Here is a 21,184-nt window from a genome sequence, read left to right as displayed (position 1 = left end):
GGCTACTCCCCCTCCTCGCTCGCGTCGGCCGACTCGTCCGTCGGCTCGTCGGTTTCGGGCGCGTACCGCCCGAGATAGGCCTCCTCGTTGAGGAGGAACTCGATCGTCACGGTGTAGCTCGCGCCCTCGCTGCCGACGACCGAGGTCGGCGGTGCGATGCCGGCGAAGCCCGTCACCGTCTCGAGGTCGCGCAGCCACGCCTGGACGTCGGGGACGGTCGGGCTGGTGGCATTGATGCGGATGCTCGCGACCGAATCCTGGCGCAGGGGCTCGGGCTCGCCCTCCGCACCTCCGTCAGTCTCGCCGCCGGGGCCGACCGCGTCAGGCGTCGTCAGCTCGCCGTCCACCGAGACGAGCAGCACGCCCGCGGGCAGGGTGCCGCGGATCTGGGCCATGAGGTTCTCCCAGTCGATCTCGGCGGCGGTCGCCACGATGCGCGAGTTGGTCGTCTCCGTGAGGGCGGCGTCGATCGCGCGGGCCTCGGCGAACTCCGCCTGCTGCGCCAGCAGCAGGTTCGAGCGGTCGCGCTCCGCTTGGAGCGATGCCTGGGCCGTGAACGCGTAGACGGTGACGGCGGCGACGGCCAGCGCCACGACGAGCGCGACCCCGATCACGCCGATCACGAGACGTCGCACGATCGGGCGGCGGCGGATCGCCTCGCGCGCGGACGCGGGCAGCAGGTTGGCGCGGGGAACCCCGCCGAGCTGCAGCTCCTGCACCTGCTGCTTGCTCATGCCTGCACCCCCATCGCGAGACCCATGGCCGTGCCGGCGCGCAGCGCTTCGGAGACACCGAAGCCCGCGAGCGTCTTCGGCAGTTTGACGCGCGAGAAGGGCGCGGGCGCGACGAGCGTGATGCCCGTCGACTGCGCGAGCGCGGCGGGCAGGCCGCGCAGGCGGGCCCCGTTGCCGGTGAGCACGAGCTGCTCGACGCGCGCGTTCTCGTGCGTGGTCGAGTAGTAGCGCAGCGTGTTGATGATGCTCGTCATGAGCTCGCGCGTGACGTCGAGGATGATGCCGGCGCTCTTGGCGTCGTTCGGCGCGACGATCTCGGGGTGGAGCCCTTGCGCGACCTTCAGCTTCTCGGCCTGGTCGCGGGGCACCTCGAGCTGCGTGACGAGCGCGCGCGTGGCGTCGTCGCTGCCGGCCGGGATGATGCGCACGAAGTCGGGCACGCCGTTGTGCGCGACGACGACGTTCGTGGTCGTGGCGCCCACGTCGACGATCGCGCTGACGCCCTCGCTCGCGAGGCCGACCGAGCGCTGGAGCGCGAAGGGCACGAAGTCGACGCCGACGACCTGCAGGCCGGCTCGGCGCACGGCGTTGACGTTGGTGGTCACGGCGTCGGCGTACGCGGCGATGAGCAGACCGCGCACGGCGGGTCCCTCATCGGTGGGCGGAGCATCCGCGACCGGGTAGAAGTCGATGATCGCCTCGGCGACGGGCATCGGGATGAGCTCCTGCACGCGCAGCGGCAGCAGGTCGCGGATCTCCTGGTGCGAAAGCTTCGGCATCACGAGGTCGCGCGCGACCACCTTCTGGTCGCCCATGCCGAGCAGCACGTCCTTCGTGCCGAACTTGGCGTCGACCCACATCTTCTTGAGGATCGTCGCGACCGCCGTCGGCTCCATGATCTCGCCGTTGCGCACCGCACCGTCCGGCAGCGCCGCCTCGTGATAGGCGCGCACCTCGATCGGGCCGCTCTTCGACGCCTTCGCCTCGACGGCACGGATCGCGGTCTGGCCGATATCGACCCCCACGACATGACTGCTCATGCTCAAGCCCCCCTCAGCTGAGTTCAATTCCGAACAATGACAGATAGAGGGCTGCGATCGATGCCCCCAATACGAGGCCCACCCACGCGCCGGCGATCATCCAGGGCCCGAAGGGGATGCCCCCCTTGCGCGAGACGCGTCGGGTCGCCAGGAGCGCGATGCTGACCACGCCGCCGAGCACGAAGGCGGCGAAGGCTCCGACGGCGAGCGCCGCCCAGCCCGCGAAGCCCAGGAACGCGCCCAGCACGCCAGCGAGCTTGACGTCGCCCATGCCCATGCCGCCCGGCCAGGCGATCGCCATGGCGGCGTAGGCGGCGAACAGGATGCCGGCACCCGCGGCTGTGACCCCCAGACGCTCGAGGTCGCCGGCGAGCAGCGCGGGCAGGCCGAGTCCGACGGCGGCGACACCGTAGCCGGGCAGCACGATGACGTTCGGCAGGCGATGCGTCTCGAGGTCGATCGCCGTGAGCGCGATGCTCACCGCGGCGAGCCACAGGTGGGCGATCAGCAGCAGGGCGCCGGCGAGCAGACCCCACGAGCCCGCGGCCGAGACGACATCGCTGGCGGCGCTCAGCGGGCTGAGCATCCACCAGGCGACGAGACCGAAGGCGACCGCCGTGCCCGCCTCGACCAGCGGGTAGCGAACCGGGATCCGCGCGCCGCAATCGCGGCAGCGCCCGCGCAGGACCAGCCAGGAGACGACCGGGATGTTGTCGTAGGGCCGGATGCGGTTGCCGCAGTGCGGGCACGCGCTCGGCGGATGCACGACCGACTGGCCCGCGGGCACGCGGTGGATGACGACGTTGAGGAAGGAACCGATGAGGGCGCCGAACGCCGCTGACCCCCCTATCAGCAGCGCCGCCGCCGCATCACCCACCGGACGCGACCTCGCGGATGCTCAAGCGGTCGCCGAGGTAGGCGCCGACGAGTTCGAGCACTGGCGGAAGGCTCGCGCTGAAGTCGACCCCGGGAGGCGAGGTGGGTACATACGTCATCTGCGCCTGCTGGTCGAAGTTGATGACACCCCCGTACAGCTGCCCGCGCAGACCGTTGCGGTCGGACTGGATCTCGCACGGCGAGTACATGAACGCCGATACCGACGGCCGGATGTCGGCCTCGCTCGTGAGGTAGATGTTGCCGGCCTCGCCCGTGCACGTCGGCAGGGCGTCAGCGGTGTTGTCGGGCACGATGAAGTACAGCTTGCGGTTGGTCGAGGCCACCGACGACTCGAAGTAGAGCTTGTCGAACTGGAACTTATCGGCGATGAAGACGATGTTCGTCTGCAGGAAGATGTTCGGCGACAGGTTGTTGCGCGTGATGATCCCGTTGGTGCACCGGGTGGCGTCGACCACCGTCGGTGTTGTGTAAGAACCGAGCGCTGACCAGCGAGCGTCACCGCTGCCGATCGTGCAGTCCCCGGCGGGCCAGGTGACAAGGTTCGTGAAGCCCTGCTGATACCAGGTGGTCGACTGGAAGTCGGCGGTCGAGCTGACATTCCATGGCAGGTCGGTCCAGTCGGGCACGCGCGGTGCCACAGGGGCCTGCAGGCCCGTCACGGCCGTCGACTGCGTGCCACCGATCGTGCCATTTCGCTGGATGGTGCCGGAGGACAGCACGTTGCCTGACACCGTCGAGCCGTTCGCGACGATGACCCTCGTACTGGTGTCGCGCGTCGCGGTCACGTTGCCGCTCACGGTCGACCCCGAACCACTGAGGATGCTGACGTTGCCGCCGGCGAAGACGCTGCCGTTGACACGTGTACCGGCTTCGATGCGCACCGTCGGGTTCGTGCCCGTGACGCCGGCGCCGCCCGCGATGACGTCGCCCGTGATGAGGCTCGCACCGTCGATGCCGGCGCCCTTCGTGACGTGCAGCGTTCCGTTGATCGTGCAGGAGGTGAGGTCGGCCGCCCCGTTGGCGAGCACGACGTCACCCGAGACACTCGCGTTGTTCGAGCACTCGAAGTCGCCGGTCTTGATCTGCACGTCGGCCGCGATCGAGCGGTCAGCGGAGTCGAGCACGAACTTCTTGAGCACGCCGTCGATCGAGTAGGCGTAGACGGCCGGGTCGATGTCGGGGACCTCGACGTACTCGGGGATGAACTGGTAGACGGCCTCGACGACACGGCCGTCCTCCACGCGCGAGCCGTCGAAGACCGTGCGGTTCGCGAAGCCGGTCGAGAGGAAGCGCACCTGCGTGGCGTCGTTCGTGGGGCAACCGTCGACCCAGCCGGCACCGCGGTCGTAGGAGACCTCGACCCGGTACTTCGGCGTCGTGGTGGAGGTGAACACACCGGACGCGGCGGAGCATCCCGTCGTCGTGGTGAGCGCGAGCTCGGCCGCCGTGACGCCGGCCTCCGCCGCGGCCCTCGCCTCGACGATCGCGATGGAGTCGTTGCTGAAGCGGAGGCTACTGACCGACACACTGCCTACCGTGACGGCGATGATCGCCGTGACGCCAGCGAGAGCCAGCACCGCGATAAGCGCGCTACCGCGCTCCTCGCTGCGCAGACGATTGATCCTGCTCAGAAGCATGGCGCGGTCACCTTTCCGGTGGCGGGTATGGGTTGCTGAGCAACCATCACCGAGTCGATGAGAATGGGAACAGTCTCGCCGTTCGCGACGGTGAGCGACAGGTCGAGGGAGCGCTCGTCGGTGCCGACGGAGAAGATGGGGGTCGAGCCGACGGCGGCCACACCAGACGCGAGGAGCGTCCAGGTGCTCAGTGTCGCGGCGTCGGGCGCCGCGATCGCGGTCGAGGAGCGCGAGGTGCGGAGCTCGCCTCCTGACCAGACCCAGGCCTGGCAGTACCACGTGCCGCTCGCCGATCCGTCGACGGACCTGGTTCGGAGCATGGTGGTTCCCGCGCTCGGAGTGGTGACCTCCAGTGCGCTCGCGTTGCGGACGCCTTGGCCGACCGACTCGGCGATGAGCTGTGCGGTGCTGGCGGACTCAGCGCCGTCGCGCACCTGCGCCTGGGCACGGAAGGAGTTGATGAGTATCGACCCGACGATCGTGAGCACGACGACCGCGAGCATGATGTAGATCAGCAGCTCGACGAGAGTGATGCCGCTGTCATCGCGACGTTCGGACCGGCGCATCAGTTGAGGCTCTCGACCACAGCGCGGGTGACCGCGCGCGAACCGATGGACGGCTCCCCGACGACGGACACCGTGAGGGTGATCGTCACTGCGGCGGGGTAGGAGGCCGGCGTACAACCGGTGACATCTCGGGCTGCCTGGTAGACGGTGCCGCGACTATCGGTCACGGTCGGGATGGTGGCACTCTCGTAGGCGTTGAAGGCGGCGCACGTACGCGGCAGGAGCGCGATGGCGTCAAGCTGCTCGTTCAGGATCTGCGTCGCGGTGGCGACCTTGGCGTTCACCACAGTGACGCGCAGCGACTCGATGAGGAGCGGCAGGAAGGCGACGGCGAGCAAAGCGAGAAGGAACATCGATACGACGATCTCGACGAGGCCGAAGCCGGCGTCTTCGTCAGACGCGAACCTGCAATTGCGGACCCTCACAGCCGCCCCCCCTTTCTGCCAGATCGTCCGGATCGTCTGTCTCGAGAATCGATCGTGGGGCACCGGGTGTCCCCGGCGCCCCACGGCGAGTCGTTTTAGTCGACTAGCAGCTGGTGTCCTTCACGCCGCCGGAGTCGCTCACGGAGCGAACTGCGGTCGACCCGTCGTGGGCACCGTCGATGCAGAAGGTCGTCGCGGTCAGGGAGCCCTCGGTGAGGGTGACGCCGTCCGTCGAGTACTTCGTGAGCACGGGCGCGATGTCCGCGGAGGCGAGAGCGCCGTCAGCGTCGGCAACGAGCAGCGCGACGATTTCGGTCTTGGCGTTGGTGAGCGCCGACTCGACGGCGCTGAGGCGCGCCTGCTCCTGCTGGCCGAGGAACACCGGGATGGCGATCGCGGCGAGGATGCCGATGATGATGACGACGACGAGGAGCTCGATGAGCGTGAAGCCCTTCTCGCCCTCTTCGCGCGCTGCGCGGATCTCCGCGAGCTTGTCGTGAAGCTTGATCATGGTTTCTTCCATTCCTGTTCAGGTGAACTGATTGAGCAGGTGGGCCCCCAGAGAAACTGCCCCCCTTGGTGAAACTCTCGCCTTTCCCCGCCTCAGTGCCCATTCCCCAGTAGGGGGGTGACCCGAGCGGGGGTCGGCATTTGTGAGGACAGACCGTCCTGACGACTCAGTTGATGAGTGTGAAGATGTTGAAGACGGGCAGGTAGAGCGCGACGATCATGCCGCCGAGCAGGACGCCCATGAAGGCGATCATGAGCGGCTCAATGAGCGCGGTGAGCTGCTCGGTCGTCGACTCGACCTCGGCGTCGTAGAAGTCGCTGACCTTCTCGAGCATCGACTCGAGCGAGCCCGAGTCCTCACCCACCGCGATCATCTGCGTCACCATCGAGGGGAACACTGGCTCGTCGGACAGCGGGGCCGCGATGCTCTTGCCCTGCCTGACGCTCTCCTGCACGTTGACGAGGGCTTTCTCGATGACGTAGTTGCCGGAGGTCGCACCGACGATCGAGAGCGCCTGCAGGATGGGCACGCCGGACTTCATCATCGTCCCGAAGTTCCGGGTGAACCGGGCGATCGCGATCTTCTTGGCGAGCTCGCCGAAGACGGGCGCCCTGAGCTTCAGGGGATCGACGACGTTGCGGACCTCGGGTCTGTGCTTGTTGCGGCCCCACCACACCGTGAAGACGATGATCCCGATGATGAGGACCGGCAACCAGAAGACCGCCGACTCCGACAGGACGACCAGGAACTGCGTCGGGAGCGGCAACTCGCCCCCGAGCCCCTCGAACATGTTCTTGAAGACCGGCACGATGAACACGATCATGCCGATCATGCCGAGGATCGCCATGATGAGCACGACGACCGGGTAGGTGAGCGCCGACTTGATCGTGCCGCGCAGCTTCACCTCCTTCTCGTAGTTCTCGGCGACCGACTTGAGCGAGTCCTCCAGGAAGCCGCCCGTCTCACCCGCCCGCACGAGGTTGATGAACAGCGGCGGGAAGATGAGCTCGTGCTTGGCGATCGCGTCGCTGAGCGACAGGCCGCTCTCGACGTCCTTCCGCACCTGGTCGATGGTCTCGCGCAGCTTCGGGTTCTCGCTCTGCTCGGCGAGGATCGACAGCGCCCGCATGAGCGCCAGGCCCGACGAGATCATGGTCGCGAGCTGCCGGCTCATGACGGCGAGATCCTTCAGCCCGACCTTCTTCTGGAATAACCCGCCGAGGTTGATCTCCTTGTTGAGGCCCGTGCCGGCGGCGCGAATGCTCTCGGGCTGGATGCCCATCGAGCGCAGGCGCATCGTCGCAGCCGCCTCCGACGCTCCGTCGACGGTGCCGCTGACCTTCTTGCCCGCAGCGTCCTTCCCCCGGTAGGTGAAGGTGGAGACGGTCATGCTCATCAGTTGCCTCCCGCGTTCATGCGCTCGAAGTCGGCGGCCGGGTCGAACGCCGCGCCGTCCTGCCGGGTGACGAGGCGCTGCAGCGTGTCGTGGTCGTGCGCCTTCTCGCGCGCCGCCCCGATGGTGATGGTGCCCGCGTTCACGAGCTCGGCGAGGTGCTGATCCATCGTGTGCATGCCCTGCCCGCGGCCGGCCTGCATGGCCGAGCCGATCTGGTAGGTCTTGCCCTCGCGGATGAGGTTCGCGATGGCGGGCGTCGCGACGAGCACCTCCGTCGCGACCGCTCGGCCCTGCCCGCTCGCCTTCTTGACGAGGGTCTGGCAGACGACGCCCTGGAGGGTCGCGGCGAGCTGCTGCCGCACCTGCCCCTGCTGGAAGGGCGGGAAGACGTCGATGATGCGGTCGATCGTCTGCCCGGCATCCTGCGTATGCAGCGTCGCGAAGACGAGGTGACCGGTCTCGGCGGCGGTCAGCGCGGTCGAGATGGTCTCGAGGTCGCGCAGCTCGCCGATGAGGATCACGTCAGGGTCCTGCCGCAGCACGTGCTTGAGGGCGTTCTGGAACGAGTGCGTGTCGGCGCCGACCTCGCGCTGGTTGACGAGCGACTTCTTGTTCTTGTGCACGAACTCGATCGGGTCCTCGACCGTCATGATGTGGTCGGCCCGGGTCTCGTTGACGAGGTCGATGAGGGCGGCGAGCGTCGTCGACTTGCCCGATCCGGTCGGGCCGGTGACGAGCACGAGGCCGCGCGGCAGGGTCGAGAAGCGGCCGACGACCTCGGGCACGCCGAGCTGGTCGAGCTTCTTGATCTCGGTCGGGATGAGTCGGAAGGCCGCCCCGATCGTGCCGCGCTGGCGGTAGAAGTTGACGCGGAAGCGCGACTGCTCAGTGAGTGGGAACGCGAAGTCGAGCTCCTGCTTCTCCTCGAACTGCGCCAGCTGCGCGGGCGTCACGATCGAGTAGAGGGCGCGCGCGACGCGGTCGGCATCCCAGATGCCGGTCGCCTGCACCGGCCGCAGCGTGCCGTCGATGCGCACCATGGGCGGCGCGTTCTTCGACACGTGCAGGTCGGAGCCGCGCGTCGCGACGAGCTCGTGCAGGCACGCCAGCAGCTCGGGGTCGCCCTTCGGGTCGCCGTGGCGCACCGTCGTCGGCTGCTCCCACTCGACGGCGCTGCGATCGCTGCGCGCCGACGCCGGAGGCAGCGGCACGACCGGCTCGACCGACGCGGCGGCGGATGCTGCGCCCGCGAATGGCGGAGGCGCGACCACCGGCGCCCCGGCCGGCGGGGCCGCGCTGAGCGGGGCCGCACCGACAGGCGGCGGAGCCGAGAGCGGCGCTGCCCCGACGGGCGGGGGCGCGGGCAGGCTCGAGGCAGCGGCCGGCGGCGGCGCGTCGAACGCCGCACCCGCGACGGGAGCCCCGGGCGGCGGCATCGTCGGCGGGGCCGACGCGGGCACGTTGAGCGGCAGCGCGCTGGCGGAGGCGACGATGTCGGCGGCGCTCGGCGCGGCCACGGGGGCCGGGGAGGGTGCGGCTCCCGCGGCGGCGGCCAGGGCATCCCAGTCAGGGGCCGCGGCCGGCGGCGCGACGGGCGGCGCGGCAGCCGGAGCAGCCGGCGGCACCGGCATCGACGCGGCGACGCGGCGCAGGAACGCCAGGTCGTCCTCGCCGGGCTCCATCGGGATGTCGTGCATCGGGCTGTCGGTCATGGGGTGCTCCTCACGGCGCGTCGGGTCGTCGGGCGGTCATCACGCGACGACGCGCATGATCTCGTCGACGGAGGTGAGGCCGAGCTTGGCCTTCTCCCATCCGTCCTGGCGGAGGGTGCGCATGCCCTGCGACAGCGCCACCTTCTGGATCTCGGCGGCCGAGGCGCGGGCGACGGCGAGCCGCTCGATCTCCTCGGTGACGGCCATGACCTCGTGCAGGGCGAGGCGGCCGCGGTAGCCGGTGTTCGAGCAGGCCGAGCAGCCGACCGGCTTGTAGAGCGTGGGCCCGGAGGCGAAGGCGAGGTCGGTGCCGGGCACGCGCTCCTCGGCGCCGGGGGCGGACATCCCCGATTCGCCGAAGGCCTGCGCGAGGCTCACGCCGAACGCCATCTGCTCGGTGTCGCCCTGGTACGGCGCCTTGCAGCGGTCGCAGAGGCGGCGCGCGAGACGCTGGGCGACGACGCAGTCGAGCGCCGAGCCGACGAGGAACGGCTCGATGTCCATCTCGATGAGTCGCGTGATCGCGCTCGGAGCGTCGTTCGTGTGCAGCGTCGAGAGCACGAGGTGACCCGTGAGCGAGGCCTCGATGGCGATCTGCGCGGTCTCCTTGTCGCGGATCTCACCGAGCAGCACGACGTCGGGGTCGGAGCGCAGGATGCTGCGCAGCGCGCTCGCGAAGGTCAGGCCCGCCTTCGGGTTGACCTGCACCTGGTTGATGCCGGCCATGCGGTACTCGACCGGGTCTTCGACCGTGATGACGTTGATCTCGGGCTTCGCGACGGCGTGCAGCGTCGTGTAGAGGGTCGTCGACTTGCCCGAGCCGGTCGGGCCCGTGACGAGGATCATGCCGTACGGCTTCGTGTACGAGTTCTTGAACACCTCGAAGTTGTGGTCGAGCAGCTGCAGCTCGCTCATGTCGCGGCGCGTGGCGTTGTTGTCGAGGATGCGCATGACGACCTTCTCGCCGTACACCGTCGGCAGGGTCGCGACGCGGAGGTCGATCTGGCGGCCGCCGTGGCTGACCGACATGCGGCCATCCTGCGGCTTGCGGCGCTCGGCGATGTCGATGTCGCTCATGATCTTCAGGCGCGAGATGACGCCGTTGGTGACCGAGCGGGGCGCGGCCTGCATCTCGTGCAGCACGCCGTCGATGCGGTATCGCACACGCAGCTCGTGCTCGCCCGGTTCGATGTGGATGTCCGAGGCACTGTCCTGAATGGCCTGGCCGATGATGAGGTTCACGAAGCGCACGATCGGCGCATCGTCGGCGTCGGCGTCGCGCATCGCGACCGCCGTGAGGTCCTCCGGCTTGTTCTCCTCCTCGAGCACGGTCGACAGCTCGTTGAGCTCGCTGTCGGCGCGGTGGAACTTCTCCACCGCCTCCATGAGGTCGCTCTCCTCCGCCACGATCGGCACGATGCGCATGCGGGTGGCGGCGCGCACGTCGTCGAGGGCGAAGACGTCGTCGGGGTTGACCATCGCGAGGGTGAGCATCTCGCCGGCGATGTGGATGGGCAGCACCTTGTGGCGGCGACAGAGGGTGGCCGGCACGAGCGCGACGGCCGTGCGGTCGATGGGGTACTCGCTGAGCTCGACGAACGACAGGCCCATGACCTCGGCGCGCGCGGAGGCGATCTGGCCGGGGGTCACGCGCCCCTCGTCCATGAACATCTGGATGATGTGCGCCTCGGCCAGCGGATCATCGCTCATAACGTCGAGCGTCTCGATGGGCATGATGCCGCGGATGATCAGCACCTCGGTCAATGACGGCACCGTCGGCTCCCCCTCCTGCACGATCGTGGGGACGCCAATGACGCTGCCGCCCCCCGCAGTGACGGTACGTCAGCGGGGCACGGGGCCAGTAGTCCCCCGTTCGGGAGGAGCACTCCCGTCACTCCATCCCCACGAGCAACAGGGGATGCCCGGGGCGGTCAGGCGGGTGGGATCAGGGCACCCGCGGGCGAGCATCCGGCGCCCGCGACGACGCCACCTGTGCCGTCGACGGCCCACGTACCGCTGGCCTGCGTGTGCGTGCCCTCGAGGCACCACCCGTCGACGTCGCCGAAGTGCTGCACGTCGATCGCGGGGTCGCCGTCGCCCTCGAGGATCTCGGTCATGTCGGCAGCGCTCGGCTCGGCGCCATCGCCCTCGACGACCGCGGCGACGATCTTCGTCTTCGCCGTGACGAGGGCGGCTTCGACGGCGCTGCCGCGGGCCCCCTCCTGGTAGATGAGGAAGACCGGGATGGCGATCGCCGCGAGGATGCCGATGATCGCGACGACGACGAGCAGCTCGATGAGCGTGAAGCCAGGGTCGCGCACCGGGCGCGCGGGGGCCTGCGCGCCCGGTGCGGGCTGGAGGGCGACGGGCGCGCGCAGGGTGGCGCGGTCGCGGATGAGGAGCTCGGGCATGATCGGGGCCTCCGGGTCGAGGTACCTCGAGTGAACCGGTTTCACTCCGCGCCCAGCAGTCCCCGGATGGGGGCGGACGGCGAGAGATGTTCGCTCGTCGAACATCGATCGCCTCCGCCAGAGGCCCCAGACGCGGAAGGAGTCGGGCGACCGAGGTCGCCCGACTCCTTCCGTGTGTGCGCGGTGCGTCAGTTGCCGGCGAGCGCCGCGTCCGTGTCCTGGATGGCGCGCATCATCTTGCTCAGCGACTCGCCCATGTCGCGGATGCCCTCGATGGCCGACTCGAGGCCGTTCGTGAGCTCGCGGTAGCCGTCGTTGAACTTGCCCGAGGCCTGCTGCGTGCGGAACTCGTCGCTCGTGAGCGCCTCGACCTCGCTCTGGAGGCGGCGGAGGATCTCGGCGATGTCTTCGCGGCCGGCCTCCAGGCGGCTCGACATGCGCTCCATCTCGCTGTAGGTGGCCTTGAAGTCAGCCATGGTCGTCCTTCTCTCTGTCGGTCATCCGCCCCGTGGGCGCCTGTGGTGCGTTCACGCTAACGTCGCAGTTTTCCTCACGTCGATGGGGAGCCCTCCCCACTCGCTCCCCAACGCGCATCGATCTCAGCCGACGCTCGGTCGCGCTGTGCCGGGCTCAGCCGGCCGAGCGCGACGAGCGCGAGCAGCGCCTGGATCTCCGCGTCGCGCAGCCGCTGCGCTCGGTCGGGGTCGGTCTCGCGCAGCCGCCGACAGTCGTCCGCGTCGAGCCCACGGCGCTGCGCCCCCGATCGACGGGATGCCCGAGGCTCGCGCAGGGCGAGCGCGCCGAGCAGCACGGCGCACGCGACCTGCACGGCGGAGGCCGCGAGCATGTGCCCTGGCTCATCCGACTCACCGAGCGAGAGCCGCACGACGCCGAGCACCGCGCCCACGAGCGCCGCGATGGAGGCCGTGACGAGGATCGGTCGGAGGATGCGCCGCACCTCGCCGGGCATCCGATCGCGGACGCGACGAGCACTCAGCGCGAGCGCAGCGGCGACCACGGCCGCGCCCGCTCCGATCGCGGCGCCGAGCTCCGGTTCGAGTCGACCGCCCCGGCCGCCGAGGTGCGTGGCGCCGGAGACGAGGCCCGCCGCGAGCAGAGCGCCTGCGAGCACGAGCCATCGCGCGGGCGTCGTCGCGAAGTCGGTGCGGGCGCCGGGACGCTCGAGAGTGTCGTCGTCCCTCAGCACCGTGCGGGCGGCGATGGCGCGGCCCAGTCGGAGAGCGCGCTCGCCGCGCGCGCCGGGCGGCAGCGCGGCGACGCGAGCGCGGACGAGCGCGAGGTCGCGCTCGCTCACGCCTCGACCATCGCCGCGAGGGCGCGACCGTCGAGACCGGCGAGCAGCGCGTCGCCGTCGACCACGAGGCGCGAGAGCCGCGCCGGGTCAGTATCGGCGGCGAGCATGTCGACGACGACGCCGTCGACCCGCGCGGCCCACTCGACGACGGCGAGCACGGGGCCATCCGGTTGATCACCCGTGGCGAGCAGGCTGCGGCGACGCGCGGCGTCGTCGAAGCCGGGCAGCTCGAGCGGCAGCTCCATCGGCTCGACGACCGCTCGAGGCGGAACGGGGCGGAGCAGCCGCACCGGATCGGGGCGCGAGACGGCGACGTCGAGCGCCGGGCCGGGCTCGCCGTCGCAGGGGTAGTGCCAGTAGCGCGCACTGACGCCGGCGCTCGGCAGCGCGGCCAAGGCGAGGGCGAGCCGCTCGATGCGCTCGCGGCGCTCGGGCGCCTCCGGCTGCGTCTCGATCGCCAACCAGCGGGCCCACGCCAGCTGGTCTGGCCACGGTTCATCGGTGAAGTCGAGCGGGACGCGGAGCCACCGGTCGCGGTCGACGGTGATCGGGGCGTGCAGCATCACGACCTCCAGGTGAAGCTCGAGAGCATGACCTCGCCGAGCGCGAGCAGGGCATCCGCGCCGGAGCCATCGTGCAGCGCGGTGAAGGTGGCGAGCAGGCCGTCGGCGGAGCCCGGCCTCGGCAGCACGCAGAGCAGGTGGCTTCCGTGCACGCCCTGGTCAGCGCCACGCGAGGACTCCGCGCGGAAGCGGAACTGCAGCGCCCCGGCGTCGTCGACCTCCTCGACCGGACGGGATTTCGCCATGCGCACGGCGGCGGCGCGCGGCTGCACCCCCTCCTCCGTGCGGTAGCGCGAGAGGGTGAGCGAGGCGGGCGCGAGCTCCGCCGCCTCCGCGGTGGCGGGCAGGTAGAGCTCGACGAGCGCACTCGCGCTCGCCTGCGAGCGCAGCTCGGCGACGAGCGAGCGCGCCTGCAGCACGAGGTCGGCGCGACCGGCCTCGCGAGCGGCACGCACGAACTCCCCGAGCGGGTCTCCCTGGCGCAGCTCGCCGGCGCGCATCCGGCGCCACCCGGGCGGAGCGAGGATCGACCAGGCGGTCGGCGCGACCTGCCCCGTCACCGGCCGGTCACCGCGTCGGCGACGCCGTCGAGAACGTCACGACCGTCTCCGAGCGTGGCGACGTCAAGCGCCCCCATGCCGAAGTTCCAGACGTTGACGCCTTGGTCCAGCAGGCCGGGCATGGCGTTGTCCGCGGCCCAGGCGAGGCTTCGCGGCCCCGCTTGACCGCCGGCCGCCCAGCCCTCGTCGAGCAGGCTCGCGATGCGGAACGCGTCGGTGTCGAAACCGGTGCCCCCCGTCCGCATGCCGGTGAGCAGTCGCTGGGTCCAGACGGGCATCGGCGAGCGGAGGAAGTCGTCGGCCAGTCCCCCGGCCGCCGCGGCGCGAGCCGCGCGGTTGCCGACGCCGGCCAGGACGTCGGCGTGCCGAGTGCCGTGCGCCTGCCATCGCGCGAGATCGTCGACGATCGCCGTGCGGCCGGCCACCGCGGTCGCCGCGGTGCGACTGGAGGCGGTCGTGAGCCCCAGCGCGCCGCGGAACCCCTGGCCGGTCGCGAGCGCCTTGCCGAAGGGCAGCACACCGACGACCGCGAGCGCGACGTCGACGCCGTCCTTCCGGCGCCCGCCAATCGCCATCACGAGCGTCGCGACGAGGACCAGCAGGCCGGCGATGGTCGCGATCGTCGCGAGGATCGCCGCGAAGGGCGCCGCGACGATCATCGCGAGCACGGCCGCCACGAAGCCGACGACGGAGGCGATCGTGATGACGACGTCTAGCGCGTCCTCCCACCAGCTGTCGTCGATGTCGGAGAGGTCGATGGCGTCGTCGATCGCGGCGACGGCGTCGTCGTAGGCGCTCTCCCACGTGGAGAGCGCGCTGTCGAAGTTCTCCCACAGGCCCTCGAGGAGGGACTCGGCTCCCGAAGCCGCCCGATCAGCCGCCTCGACGGCGTTCTCCGCCCGGGCGAGCTGGCCCTCCGACGGCTCGCTCGCCGACAGCGGTGATTCGAGCAGGTTGAGCGAGCTGCGCGCGGCAGCGGCCTCGTCGCGTCGCGCCTCGAGCGCCTCGTGCGAGGAGCGGATGGCCTCGACGTGCCCCTCGCTGGCGAGGAACTGGACGACGCGCAGCGCGGAGGCGTAGTCGCACAGCGCCTTCGCGGTGCCCCCTGTGCCGTCCTCGCCGACGTAGCGGCGCGCGGTGCGCTCGAGGTCGGTCTCCGCCTGACCCGCCTCGTCGCGGATAGCGGCGAAGCCCTGAGCGACGTAGCGCTCCTCCCGGCTCAGGGCTCCCAGCTCGCGCGCGGCTCGACGCATCGCGGCGCCGACGGCGCGGAAGGCCTCGCCGGCCTCCTCGATCGCGTCGGCGTCGCCCTCCACGGTCAGACAGGGGCGTCCGCTCACGGGCGAACGCAGCCAGGCCGTGCCGGTCTCGGGCTTGAACGTCATGGTCGCCTCACTCCCCCGTCGCGGCGAGCGCCGCATCCGTCTCGCGGAACCCGTCGATGAGCCCCTGCAGGTGGTCGAGCACGCCCTGCAGGTTCTCCTGGATCACCTCTCGATTGCCGTTCCAGCCGCTCTCGAAGTCACCGACCCTGTCGCGCAGCGCGCCACGACCGTGCGGCGTGCCGATCGCGCTGCGCACGCCGTCGACGGTCGAGGCGATCGTCGCGAAGTCGTCGACCACCACGCGCAGTGCCGTCACGGTCTCCTGCAGGTCGTCCAGGTCCAGATCGACGTCGGCGCTCATCCTCGTCCCTCCCTCATGTTCTCCTCCACGCTAGAAGCTCGGCTCGGCCGGCGACATCGGCAGCACTCCCCATGCCCGCTCACGGCACGAGCGGCAGCTGCACGGTGACCGCCCGCCCGTTCTCGACGAAGATGCCGCGCCCCGGCGGGAACTCGTGCCGCTGCACGCGCGGGAACGGCACCTTGAAGATCGCGTCGCCGTCGTACGTCTCGGGCTTCAGCACGATGCCGCGCCGGCCCGCCTTGAGCTCGCCGATGAGCCCGTAGCCGCTCTGCATGAGGCTCACCTCGCCCTCGCCGATGAGCAGGTGCTCGCTGCGGTTGATGGCCTGCATGAGCTCCTTGAGGGGCCGTTCGGCGTCGGTGTCGCCGAACTCCGGCAGGTTCTCGATCACGACGACGATGCGGGCGGATGCCCCCTCCTCGGCGACGATCGGTGCGAGCTGCTTGGCCAGGGTGCGCACGTCGTCGATGCTCGACGCGGCGCCCGCCCACGTGCGCTCGTCGCGCAGCGCCGCGCGCCGCCCGCCGATGTGGAACAGCTCGACGTCGGGCTCGGCCCGCTCGACGGCGGCGAGCAGCGCGCGCAGCGCGGACGTGCGGCCGCTGCGCGGGGGCCCGGCGACGACGAAGGTGCCGATCGGCTCGAAGCCCGTGGGGCCGAGCTCGTCGTCGGCGATGCCGATGACGGGCAGCCCTCCGACCTGCGCGGGCAGGTCGGAGGCGCGCAGCTCGGTGGGCAGTGCGCCGATGGCGGGAGCATCCGTCGCCCCCCGTCGGCGCAGCTCGGCGGCGAGCGCCTCGGTCGCCGCGGACTGCTCGGCGACGTTGACGGTGCCGCCCATGGTGGCCAGCTGCGTCTCGAAGCCGTCGACGATGGCGCGGCCGGGAACGCTGCGCTCGTCGAGCACGTCCTTCGGCACGCCGAGCATGCCGTACGCGGCCTCGTCGCTGAGGCGCAGCACGATGCGCTTGCTGACGTTGGCGCTGACGGCGGTGGGCACCGCGCCGTAGCGGTCGGCGGAGGCGACGACATGGATGCCGAGCGGCCGCCCCTCGCCGAGCGCCCGCAGCAGGATGCCGTAGAACGGGGCGCGCGCGGTCGTGGCCTCCCACTCCTGCTTGAACGCGCCGAAGCCGTCGATGAGCACGAGGATGCGCGGCTCGTGCGTGCGCCCGGTGAGGCGCCGGTACTCGCTGAGGCTCGCGGCGTTGACCTCCGAGAAGCGGCGCGCGCGGTCATCCAGCATCGAGCGCAGGGTGCGCAGCAGGCGCTGCACGCGCTCGGCGTCGTCGCCGGCGACGATCGAGCCGACGTGGGGCAGCGCCTCGAGCGAGCGCAGTGAGCCGGTGCCGAAGTCGGCGCCGTAGACGATCGTCGCGCCGGATTCCGGGCGCGCACCGGCGGCGATCGCGATCGAGCGCAGCGCCGTCGACTTGCCGGAGCCGGAGGTGCCGTAGACGAGCAGGTGCCCGTCGGTGTCGGGCTCGAAGACCACGGGCGCCTGCTGCTGCCGCTCCGGGATATCGGCGAGCCCGAGCGGGATGCGCGCGTCGCCATCGAGCGGCAGCGCGCGCAGGTCGACGGTGGAGGGCAGCTCGTCGAGCCACGGCCGACGAGGGGCGGGGATGCCCGCGCCGGCCGCCGCGGCGACGAGCGAGGCGACGAGGCGCTTCTGATCGTTCGGGCCGAGGTCGAGCTCCTCCTCGAGCTGTCCGCCCGCCGTGTCGGCCTCCCACGCGGTCGCGGCGCCGAACCGCAGCTCGGCGATGCGCACGCCCGCCGCCTCCGGCTCGTCGCTCGTCCAGCCGCCGGCGTATCCGGACTGGAACGGCACGAGCCGACCGGGGCCGGTCTTGGCGATGCCGCGCCCCGGCGTGCCCGGGTCGAACGTGCCGGCGACGGGGTCGCCGACGACGTCGTTCGAGTCGCTCTCGTCGGCCATCCGCAGCGCGACGCGCAGGTTGGTGTTGGCGCGCAGGTTGTCTTTGATGACGCCCGCCGGTCGCTGCGTGGCCATGATGAGGTGGATGCCCAGCGAGCGCCCGCGCTGGGCGATGTCGACCACGCCGTCGACGAACTCGGGCACGTCGCCGGCGAGCGCCGCGAACTCGTCGATGACGATCACGAGCGCGGGCGGCGTCTCCGGATCCTGTCGCTTCTCGAGCTCGAGCAGATCCTTGGCCTTCTTGCGGTTGAACAGGTGCTCGCGGTGGTGCAGCTCGGCGCGGAGGCTCGTCAGCGCACGGCGCACCAGGTGCGGGCTCAGGTCGGTGACGAGGCCCACGCAGTGCGGCAGCTCGACGCAGTCGGCGAATGCCGACCCGCCCTTGTAGTCGACGAAGAGGAAGGTGACGCGGTCGGGGCTGTACTCCGCCGCCATGCCGAGCACCCACGCCTGCAGGAACTCGCTCTTGCCCGAGCCGGTGGTGCCGCCGACGAGCGCGTGGGGGCCCTGCGTGCGCAGGTCGAGCGTCATCGCGTCAGGGCTCGCCTGCCCGACGAAGGCCTTGAGGGTGCCCGCGCGCTTCAGGCGAGGACGCTGCCCGCGCGAGACGCGGTCGATGACCGAGCCGTTCTGATGCCAGCGCTCGAGAGCGGCGGCGGGCTGCGCGGCGAGCTCGGGGCCGAGCAGGGTCAGCATCGAGACCGAGCTCGGCAGGTCGCTCGCGTCGTCGGTCAGGCTGCTCGCGTCGACCACGGGCGAGAGCCGGCGGGCGAAAAGCTCGGCGTAGGTGCGCGAAACGCCCTCGACGGCGACGTCGTCGACGCGCTCGCCAGCGCGCACCGAGCCGACGACGGCGCGGTCGAGCCCGCCGCTCACGTCGACGAAGGTGCGGCAGGCAGCGGGCAGCGACTCGACGGTCGGCGCGAGCACGATCGCGTACACGCCGACGTCGGCGCCGCGCTCGATGACCTGCGTCAGCCGTGCGCGGTCGACGGGGGCGTCGCCGGAGACGACGAGCACGATCGCGAGATCGCCGGGCACGGCGAGCTCGCGCGGCAGGTTCTCGCCCACTCGAGCGCCGAGCGCCTGCGCGGTGTCATCGGTCTTGAGCGGCCCGCGGCGGCTCGGCGTGCCGCTCGAGCGCTGCAGCACGAGCTCCTCCAGCGCGTTCAGCATGGCCGTGCCGGCGGAGGGGCTGTCGGCGAGAGCGAGCTCGGTGAACGGCGATCGCGCGGTCGAGGCGTGCGGAAGCCACTTCAGCCACTCCAGCTCGCGCGCCCAGGCGGGGCTGACGATCGCGGCCGTCACGACCTCGTGCGGCGCGTGCAGCCCGAACAGCTGCACTGCGAGGCCGCGCACGGCGTCGGCGGAGAGCTCGGCGGGGCCGGCGACGCCGAGGGCGCCCGCGCTCGGCAGCAGTTCGACGATAGGCACGTCGTCGATGACCTCGAAGCGCTCGCGCAGCGCCTGCACCTGGCGCGAGAACTGGGCGATGCCCTTCGGGTCGGCGCTCGCGGCGATCGAGTTGCGGCTGCGGGCGCGCCCGAGCCCGAGGCGCAGCGCCAGGAAGCTCCAGTGCTCCGGGCGACGAGTCCACAGCAGCGGGCCGAGCCGCATGGCTTCGTCGAAGACCGTCGCCGTCGCCGGCGCCTCCGCGTCGCGGCGCTCGCGCTCGATCGCCTCCTGCTCGACGAGGTCGTCCTCCAGGCGCTCGATCTGCTCGTCGAAGGTCTCGATCTCCTGCCGCAGCTTCACCCCCTGCTGCCGCTTCTGGCCGAGGAAGTTGCCGAGCAGCATGATCGGCGCCATCGCCACGACGAGCAGCGACAGCCACCGGCCCGTCGCGCTGAAGATCGCCAGCCCCAGCAGCACGGGCGCGATGATCATCGGCCACGGGAAGAGCCGAGGGTCTGCCTCGCTCGGGATCGCCGGGTGCGGGAACTCGGTGCCCGGGTAGCGCACCTCGACGCGGGGCGAGCGGTTGAACAGGAGCGCTCCGCCGCGCTCGAGCACAGCATCCGCCGCCGCGTCGTCAGTGGCCGAGGCCAGTCGGGTGAACGCGACCTCGGAGTCGCCGAGCGTCACCACCTGCCCCGGCTGCACCGACAGGCGCGGCACGCGGCCGCCGTCGATGACGAGGCCGTTGGCGGAGTTCAGGTCGACTAGCTCGATGCCCGACTCGACCTCGATGCGCGCGTGCCGCTTCGACACGAGCGGGTCGGAGAGCACCACCTCGGCGGCCGGGTCACGGCCGACGACGCTGTGGCCGCGGGCGAGCGGGAACTCGCGCCCCGCATCGGGCCCGGAGACCACGCGGAGGATCGCCGCGACCGAGCGATCGCGCCCCGAGGGCGCGTGCGGCACCACAGCGGCGTGGAAGCCGCTGCCGAGCGGCGCGTCGGCGAGCAGCAGCTGCGGCTCGAGCGGGGCGAGCGACTCGGCGACCGGCGGCGCCACCGCGAGCGTCAGCGCCGACGTCGCGGCGGCGCGCGAGGCGCCCGACGGGTCGCTCTCGATGAGCGCGCGAGCCAGGTCGGCGACCGTCGCCGTAGCGTCGGCCGTCACGACGACGTCGACGTCGGGCGCGCCGGTGCGACGCAGGGCGAGCTTGAGCTTCACGGACGACCTCTCCAGGGGGCGGGGCGCGGGGCGGACGACGTCATGCGGCGACCACGCGGAAGCTGCGGCCGCCGACCAGCACCGTGCTGCCGGGCGGGATGCTCGTGCGCTCGCCCGGCGTGAGCGCGCGATCGCCGGCCGGGGTGTGCGCGACGGTGCCGTTGGAGGAGCCGCGATCGAGCATCCAGAACCCCGAGGCGTCGACGCCGAAGGCGGCGTGCGTCTTCGACAGCTGCATGCTCGGGTCGCGCAGCGGCAGGAGGAGGTCGGCGCGCTCCCCCGCGGCGGCCTCGGGCGCGCGGCCGAGCAGGCCGACGGCGGGGGCGGGCACGGTCGTGCCGTCGTCGAACTCGAGGACGACGGTGCGCGGCGGGACGGCCGGGGACAGGGGCGGGGCGGTGGCAGGGGCCGGCGCGGTGGTCGGGGCTGCCGCAGCCGCTGGCGCCGCGTCGCGCAGCGGCGGGGCCGTCCAGCTCGCGGACGCCACCGAGACCACGCCCGCCGACGACCGCTCGCGCGCGGCACCGACGTCGAACGGGCGGGCGGCGCGCGAGTCGAGCGGGCGGGGCGCGAGTGAGGCGACCCCCGTCGGGCGCTCGAGCTCGCGCCGGGCGAGGCGCAGAGCGCGGGCGTCGAAGGGGTCGAGCCCGGAGCGCGCGTCGACGACGCGGGCGCCGGCGAGGCGGTCGAGCAGGCTGCGGCCCCGAGGGTCGCGCAGGCCCGAGGCGAACAGCAGCGCCGGCCCGACCACGACGAGCGCGAGGCTCGAGGCCGAGAGCACGAGCGCCCGCAGCACGACCCGCCAGAAGCCGACCGGGCCGAGCGTCGCCTCGCGCACCGACCGCAGCCCGAGCGCGGCCTTGCCGAGCGTGATGCCGCGGCGACCGTGCAGCACGAGCTGCACGATGCCGAACAGCCCGGTGAGACCGACGCCGATCGCCACGAGGAGGGCCGGGAGGGCTACGTCGATCGCGTCACCGGCGAGCAGCGGCAGGGCGAGCACCGCGCCGACGATCGTGGGGATGCTGAGCGCGACCCACACGGCGGCGTCGAGGGCGAAGGCGGCGGCGCGGCGGCCGGGCGCTGCCGAGACGACGCCGAGCGCGTCGGCCTGCTCGGCCTCGGGGTTCTCGCGCACTCGTGCTCCGTCACTGCTGTCGTTAG

Annotated in this window: 19 protein-coding genes; all 19 read right to left on the bottom strand. The window is 71.6% G+C overall.

All coding sequences use genetic code 11. The features are described from left to right. Nucleotides 1-2 precede the first annotated feature (2 nt). The 19 genes from ID804_RS01060 to ID804_RS00970 all read right to left on the bottom strand — a co-directional run bounded on the left by ID804_RS01060 (nt 3) and on the right by ID804_RS00970 (nt 21,158). On the bottom strand, nt 3-734 hold the full coding sequence (locus ID804_RS01060) for a hypothetical protein (RefSeq protein WP_169077118.1): 732 nt from the start codon (nt 732-734) through the stop codon (nt 3-5). Then, nucleotides 731-1,774, bottom strand: a complete 1,044-nt coding sequence (pilM, locus tag ID804_RS01055; RefSeq protein ID WP_169077117.1) for a type IV pilus assembly protein PilM — start codon at nt 1,772-1,774, stop codon at nt 731-733. Before pilM ends, ID804_RS01060 begins: the two co-directional genes overlap by 4 nt. Nucleotides 1,775-1,787: 13 nt before the next feature. After that, a complete protein-coding gene (locus ID804_RS01050) occupies nt 1,788-2,651 on the bottom strand; it encodes a prepilin peptidase (RefSeq protein WP_317451127.1) in 864 nt (287 codons plus the stop codon). Next, a complete protein-coding gene (locus ID804_RS01045; protein WP_169077116.1) occupies nt 2,644-4,308 on the bottom strand; it encodes a bactofilin family protein in 1,665 nt (554 codons plus the stop codon). Before ID804_RS01045 ends, ID804_RS01050 begins: the two co-directional genes overlap by 8 nt. After that, complete coding sequence (locus ID804_RS01040; RefSeq protein ID WP_169077115.1) at nt 4,299-4,811, bottom strand: hypothetical protein; 513 nt, start codon at nt 4,809-4,811, stop codon at nt 4,299-4,301. The genes ID804_RS01045 and ID804_RS01040 overlap by 10 nt, the downstream gene beginning before the upstream one ends. Before the next feature lie 62 nt (nt 4,812-4,873). After that, a complete protein-coding gene (locus tag ID804_RS01035; RefSeq protein ID WP_169077114.1) occupies nt 4,874-5,299 on the bottom strand; it encodes a hypothetical protein in 426 nt (141 codons plus the stop codon). A 103-nt stretch (nt 5,300-5,402) separates the two neighbouring features. Continuing rightward, a complete protein-coding gene (locus tag ID804_RS12390; protein ID WP_169077113.1) occupies nt 5,403-5,810 on the bottom strand; it encodes a prepilin-type N-terminal cleavage/methylation domain-containing protein in 408 nt (135 codons plus the stop codon). Nucleotides 5,811-5,976: 166 nt separating this feature from the next. Then, nucleotides 5,977-7,206, bottom strand: coding sequence for a type II secretion system F family protein (locus tag ID804_RS01025; RefSeq protein WP_188219133.1), 1,230 nt, complete (start codon nt 7,204-7,206; stop codon nt 5,977-5,979). Further along, nucleotides 7,206-8,918: a type IV pilus twitching motility protein PilT gene (locus tag ID804_RS01020; protein ID WP_282433168.1), complete on the bottom strand. Its 1,713-nt coding sequence runs from the start codon at nt 8,916-8,918 to the stop codon at nt 7,206-7,208. Before ID804_RS01020 ends, ID804_RS01025 begins: the two co-directional genes overlap by 1 nt. Nucleotides 8,919-8,957: 39 nt before the next feature. Further along, on the bottom strand, nt 8,958-10,691 hold the full coding sequence (locus ID804_RS01015; RefSeq protein WP_169077112.1) for a GspE/PulE family protein: 1,734 nt from the start codon (nt 10,689-10,691) through the stop codon (nt 8,958-8,960). Between the two features lie 158 nt (nt 10,692-10,849). Continuing rightward, nucleotides 10,850-11,329 (bottom strand): prepilin-type N-terminal cleavage/methylation domain-containing protein, encoded by a 480-nt coding sequence (locus ID804_RS12385; RefSeq protein WP_282433167.1) that lies wholly within the window; start codon nt 11,327-11,329, stop codon nt 10,850-10,852. A 188-nt stretch (nt 11,330-11,517) separates the two neighbouring features. Then, nucleotides 11,518-11,805 carry a WXG100 family type VII secretion target gene (locus ID804_RS01005; RefSeq protein WP_169077111.1) on the bottom strand — a complete coding sequence of 96 codons (288 nt, stop codon included), beginning with the start codon at nt 11,803-11,805 and terminating at the stop codon, nt 11,518-11,520. Nucleotides 11,806-11,879: 74 nt separating this feature from the next. Beyond that, nucleotides 11,880-12,644 (bottom strand): hypothetical protein, encoded by a 765-nt coding sequence (locus ID804_RS01000; protein WP_169077110.1) that lies wholly within the window; start codon nt 12,642-12,644, stop codon nt 11,880-11,882. Further along, nucleotides 12,641-13,207 (bottom strand): hypothetical protein, encoded by a 567-nt coding sequence (locus ID804_RS00995; protein ID WP_169077109.1) that lies wholly within the window; start codon nt 13,205-13,207, stop codon nt 12,641-12,643. The genes ID804_RS01000 and ID804_RS00995 overlap by 4 nt, the downstream gene beginning before the upstream one ends. Further along, the gene (locus tag ID804_RS00990; protein ID WP_169077108.1) at nt 13,207-13,767 is read right to left on the bottom strand and encodes a hypothetical protein; all 561 of its coding nucleotides are present in this window, start codon (nt 13,765-13,767) and stop codon (nt 13,207-13,209) included. The genes ID804_RS00995 and ID804_RS00990 overlap by 1 nt, the downstream gene beginning before the upstream one ends. Next, nucleotides 13,764-15,152 (bottom strand): hypothetical protein, encoded by a 1,389-nt coding sequence (locus ID804_RS00985; RefSeq protein WP_169077107.1) that lies wholly within the window; start codon nt 15,150-15,152, stop codon nt 13,764-13,766. The genes ID804_RS00990 and ID804_RS00985 overlap by 4 nt, the downstream gene beginning before the upstream one ends. Nucleotides 15,153-15,159: 7 nt before the next feature. Next, complete coding sequence (locus ID804_RS00980) at nt 15,160-15,453, bottom strand: hypothetical protein (protein ID WP_169077106.1); 294 nt, start codon at nt 15,451-15,453, stop codon at nt 15,160-15,162. Nucleotides 15,454-15,532: 79 nt separating this feature from the next. After that, nucleotides 15,533-20,020 (bottom strand): FtsK/SpoIIIE domain-containing protein, encoded by a 4,488-nt coding sequence (locus tag ID804_RS00975; RefSeq protein WP_169077105.1) that lies wholly within the window; start codon nt 20,018-20,020, stop codon nt 15,533-15,535. Nucleotides 20,021-20,060: 40 nt separating this feature from the next. Further along, nucleotides 20,061-21,158, bottom strand: coding sequence for an RDD family protein (locus ID804_RS00970; protein ID WP_169077104.1), 1,098 nt, complete (start codon nt 21,156-21,158; stop codon nt 20,061-20,063). Nucleotides 21,159-21,184: the final 26 nt, after the last annotated feature.

Source organism: Microcella alkalica, assembly GCF_014595885.1.
Lineage (GTDB): Bacteria > Actinomycetota > Actinomycetes > Actinomycetales > Microbacteriaceae > Microcella > Microcella alkaliphila_B.
This window is presented reverse-complemented; position numbering and strand designations above follow the sequence as displayed.